Raw genomic sequence first — 4,345 nt, 5'->3', positions numbered from 1 at the left:
GGTGGGTCCGATGGCAGGGGCGTGAGCGCCATGGATGGCGCGACCGAGCTACAGGGACGTACTTGCAGCGCCCCCTGCCACCGGGCCCCCCCCCCCCCCCCCCCCCCCACCCGCGGGTTGTGGTTGTGTTGGGGCGGGGGGGGGCGGGGGCCCCCCCCCCCCCCCTCCCCAAACAAAAACCCCAACCCCGGGGGTGGGGGGGGGGGGGGGGGGGGCCCCCGGTGGCAGGGGGCGCTGCAAGTACGTCCCTGTAGCTCGGTCGCGCCATCCATGGCGCGCACGCCCCGGCCATCGGGGCTGTTTCTGGCCGCGCCCCCCCCCCCCGCCCCCCCCCCCCCCCCCCACCGCAAGCGTTTTTTTGTGGTGGGTGTGGCCGGGGGGGGGGCCGGGCCCCCCCCGCCCCAACCCTCTTCAGCATCCATGTCCGAATGTGGCGAGTATCGCCGCCCGCACGGGCCTAGACTGGCGCCATGGACACCGCCCTCGCCCTCGACACCGCCGCCTGCGACCGCGCCCGCCTGGCCCGCGACGCACGCTTCGACGGCGTGTTCTTCACCGCCGTGCGCAGCACCGGCATCTATTGTCGCCCGGTGTGCCCGGCACCGCCGCCGAAGCCGCGCAACATCACCTACTTTCCGACCGCCGCGGCCGCTGCGGCCGCCGGGTACCGCCCCTGCCTGCGCTGCCGCCCGGAATTGGCACCGCAGGCCCAGCAGGCCCTGGCCGGACAGACCGTGCAGCGGGCACTGGCGCTGATCCACGGCGGCTTCCTGCAGGAGCAGCCGGTGGCCGATCTTGCAACGAAGCTCGGCCTCAGCGCGCGCCAACTGCAGCGCCTGTTCGTCGAACATCTCGGCGCGACGCCCGGGCAGATCCACGCAACCCATCGCCTGTTGCTGGCCAAACAGTTGCTGACCGAAACCACGCTGGCGGTGACCGACGTCGCGCTGGCTGCCGGCTACAACAGCCTGCGCCGCTTCAATACAGCGTTCCTGCAGGGCTGTGGGATGGCGCCGACCGCCCTGCGTCGCCAGCATCAACCGTTGGCTGCAGATGATGGCGGCCTGGTGCTGCGCCTGGGCTACCGTCCACCACTGGACTTCCCACGCATGCTGGCCTTCCTGCGCAAACGCAGCCTGCCCGGCATCGAACTGATCGGCGAAGACAGCTACCAGCGCGTACTGGGCACGCCGGAGCGCCCCACCCTGCTGCGCGTCACCGCCGATTCGAAGCGCCCGGAGCTTCGCCTGCAATTGGGCGCGGTGGATCCGCGCCTGATCCCCGACATCGTGCGCCGCGTGCGTCGGGTGTTTGATCTGGATGCCGACCTGCAGCAGGTCCATGCCGCGCTGGGCGAAGAACCGCTGCTCGCGCGTGGCATCGCCGAACGCCCCGGACTGCGCGTACCCGGCGGCTGGGATGGTTTCGAGGTGGGCGTACGCGCGGTGCTCGGGCAGCAGGTCAGCGTGGCCGCGGCCACCACCTTCGCGCGGCGCCTGGTCGACGCCTATGGCGCGCACCTGCCGGGCATGCCATCGGAATTCGATCGCCAGTTCCCCGCGCCCGAGGTACTGGCCGAGGCACCATTGGAATCCATCGGCCTGCCGCGCAGCCGCGCGGCCACCGTGCGCGCCCTGGCCGCCGCCTGCGCCAGCGGCCAGCTCGACTTCGGGCCCGGCCAGGCCTTGGAGGAATTCGTGGCCCGCTGCGTTGCACTGCCCGGCATCGGCCCCTGGACCGCTCAGTACATTGCCCTGCGCGGACTCGGCCAGCCCGATGCCTTCCCGGCCGGCGATCTTGTACTGCAGCAGGTGCTCGGCCACGCCCAGGGCCAGCGCCTGAGCGAACGTGCGACCGAAGCGCGCTCGCAACCGTGGCGCCCGTGGCGCGCCTACGCGGTGCTGCACCTGTGGCACCTGTCCGGCACGTTCGTTGGAGAACCGACATGACCCTCTTGTTCGATCGTTTCGACAGCCCGATCGGCGTATTGACCATCGCCGGTGACGAGCGTGGTCTTGCGCACGTGCTGTTCCCGGAGAACCGCCACCCCGCGCGCGGGCGCGACGGCTGGCATCACGCGCCGGGCGCATTGCCCGAAGCGCGCGAACAACTGCTGCAGTTCCTGCACGGTGAACGCAGCCGGTTCGACCTGCAGCTGGCACCACGGGGCACGCCTTTCCAACTGCGTGTTTGGCAGGCGCTGGCGTTGATTCCGTTCGGCCAGACCTGGAGCTATCTGCAGTTGGCGCAGCACCTGGGCCAGCCCAGCGCGACCCGCGCGGTGGGCGCGGCCAATGGCCGCAATCCATTGCCGATCATCCTGCCCTGCCACCGCGTGATCGGCAGCAACGGTGCACTGACCGGCTTCGGCGGCGGCCTGGAAACCAAGGCCGCGCTGCTGCGGCTGGAACAGCGCCAGGCACCGCTGTTCGCCTGAGAGGGCTGGCCGGGCTGCGCCCGGCACCCGCAGAGGCAACCGCAACGGCCGAAGCAACAGCAGCGTTCCGGAGCATGGCGTGGTGGGTCCGGCTGCGGGGGACGCCGTCAACCCGTCCATGGGGGCTTGGCCGCGGCTTGCTCGTGTGCGCTGTCCTGCGCACACGGCAAGACCGGGGTTGGGCGTCCTGCCCAACCCGCCCGAGGCATGCCTCGGGCCCATGCCGCGGACACCCCCGCAACCGGACCCACCCCGCCTTCGACAGGTTCCGGCGATCTGTCGGGACGGCGCACTGCGCAACTGTTGGTAGATGTCGACCTTGGTCGACACGGTAGGTCCGCGCCATGCGTGGATGGAAGCATCAGGAATACGTCTGGAGAAAAGCCCCCTTCTTGTTGAAGGGGGCGCGCCGACAGGCGCGGGGATAAGGAAAAATGCGCGGAGACGGCGCGCGATAGTGCGCCGTGTCTTGGGCGCGTCATTACCTCGCACTATCATGCGCGGATGACTTCCGTACGCCTGACCTGCGCGCTGGCGCTGCTGCTGCCATTGGCCGCCTGCACCACCGCGCCTGCCCCTTCCGCCTCCGTTCCCACACCCGTCGCTGCGGCGGCACCGCCCAAGCTGCTGCTGATCTCCATCGATGGCCTGCGTGCCGACGCGCTGGATCGCGGCCTGACCCCGAACCTGCAGCGACTGATCGACGGCGGCGTGCGTGCACGCTGGATGACCCCGTCCTATCCGTCACTGACCTTCCCCAACCACTACACCATCGTCACCGGCCTGCGCCCGGACCACCACGGCATCGTCAACAACAGCATGGACGATGCAACCCTGGGCCGCTTTGAACTGAGCAACCGCAAGGCGGTCACCACCAGTGGCTGGTGGGGCGGTGAACCGATCTGGGTCGGCGCCGAGAATGCTGGCGTGCGTTCGGCCACCACGTCATGGCCGGGCAGCGAATCGGAGATCCGTGGCGTACGCCCCAGCCAGTGGCGCATCTACGACGGCAAGGAACCGCTGGAGCAGCGCGCCGGCATCGTGCTCGACTGGCTTGCACAGACCGACGCCGATGCACCCCGCCTGACCACGCTGTACATGGAACACGTGGACAAGGCCGGCCACAACTACGGCCCCGAGTCGAAGCAGTACGCCGACGCCATCGTGCGCGCCGACCAGATCGTCGGCCAGGTGCTCGACGGACTCCAGCAACGTGGGCTGGCCGCAACCACCAATGTGATCGTGGTCTCTGACCATGGCATGGCCAGCGTGCCGGTCGGCCAGGTGATCTCCACCGAATCGATGGTCGACCCGGCGATTGCGCGCAATGTCAGCCAGGGCCAGTCGGTCGGCTTCGCACCGGTGGTCGGCCATGAAGCTGCCGCCGAACGCGCCCTGCTCGGCCGCCACGCGCACTACGAATGCTGGAAGAAAGAAGAACTGCCGGCGCGCCTGCACTACGGCAACCATCCGCGCATTCCCGCCATTGTCTGCATGATGGATGAAGGCTGGGATGCCCTGCATCAGGAAAAGATGGCCAAGCGCGAACAGCAGGACCGCGGCTCGCACGGCTACGACAACGCGCTGCCGTCCATGCGTGCGGTGTTCGTCGCCGGCGGCCCGTCGTTCCGCCAGGGCCTGGTGATTGACGGGTTCGACAACGTGGACGTCTACCCGCTGCTGGCCCACCTGTTGCAGGTGCCGGCCGCGCCGAACGACGGCAATCCGGAAACGCTGAAGAAGACCCTGCGCTGAGTTCCCGTAGAGCCGAGCCCCAGCGCGGCTGGGGCCAAGCAGCCCGGCCTGGGGTAGGCGCTACGGGCACACAGCGCCGGGGCTTGTTCAGCGTTTCCGGATTGCCCTCGTTAGGCGCCGCCCGCCCCAGCAACACGTGGGCCAGCAGCGGGT

Annotated in this window: 3 protein-coding genes; all 3 read left to right on the top strand. The window is 69.8% G+C overall.

Annotated features, from left to right (window positions below; genetic code table 11):
* The first annotated feature begins 470 nt into the window (after positions 1-470).
* The 3 genes from RCF13_RS02335 (at position 471) to RCF13_RS02325 (ending at position 4,192) form a co-directional block, all read left to right on the top strand.
* Positions 471-1,949, top strand: a complete 1,479-nt coding sequence (locus RCF13_RS02335) for a DNA-3-methyladenine glycosylase 2 (protein ID WP_061479515.1) — start codon at positions 471-473, stop codon at positions 1,947-1,949.
* The gene (locus RCF13_RS02330) at positions 1,946-2,437 is read left to right on the top strand and encodes a methylated-DNA--[protein]-cysteine S-methyltransferase (RefSeq protein ID WP_061479516.1); all 492 of its coding nucleotides are present in this window, start codon (positions 1,946-1,948) and stop codon (positions 2,435-2,437) included. Before RCF13_RS02335 ends, RCF13_RS02330 begins: the two co-directional genes overlap by 4 nt.
* A 504-nt stretch (positions 2,438-2,941) precedes the next feature.
* Positions 2,942-4,192, top strand: coding sequence for an ectonucleotide pyrophosphatase/phosphodiesterase (locus RCF13_RS02325; protein ID WP_154350445.1), 1,251 nt, complete (start codon positions 2,942-2,944; stop codon positions 4,190-4,192).
* The last annotated feature ends 153 nt before the right edge of the window (positions 4,193-4,345 follow it).

It is taken from the genome of Stenotrophomonas maltophilia group sp. RNC7 (genome assembly GCF_030910085.1).
GTDB classification, from domain to species: Bacteria; Pseudomonadota; Gammaproteobacteria; order Xanthomonadales; family Xanthomonadaceae; genus Stenotrophomonas; species Stenotrophomonas sepilia.
Note: the sequence above shows the minus strand (reverse complement) of the source record. Positions and strands in the feature narration are given on the sequence as shown.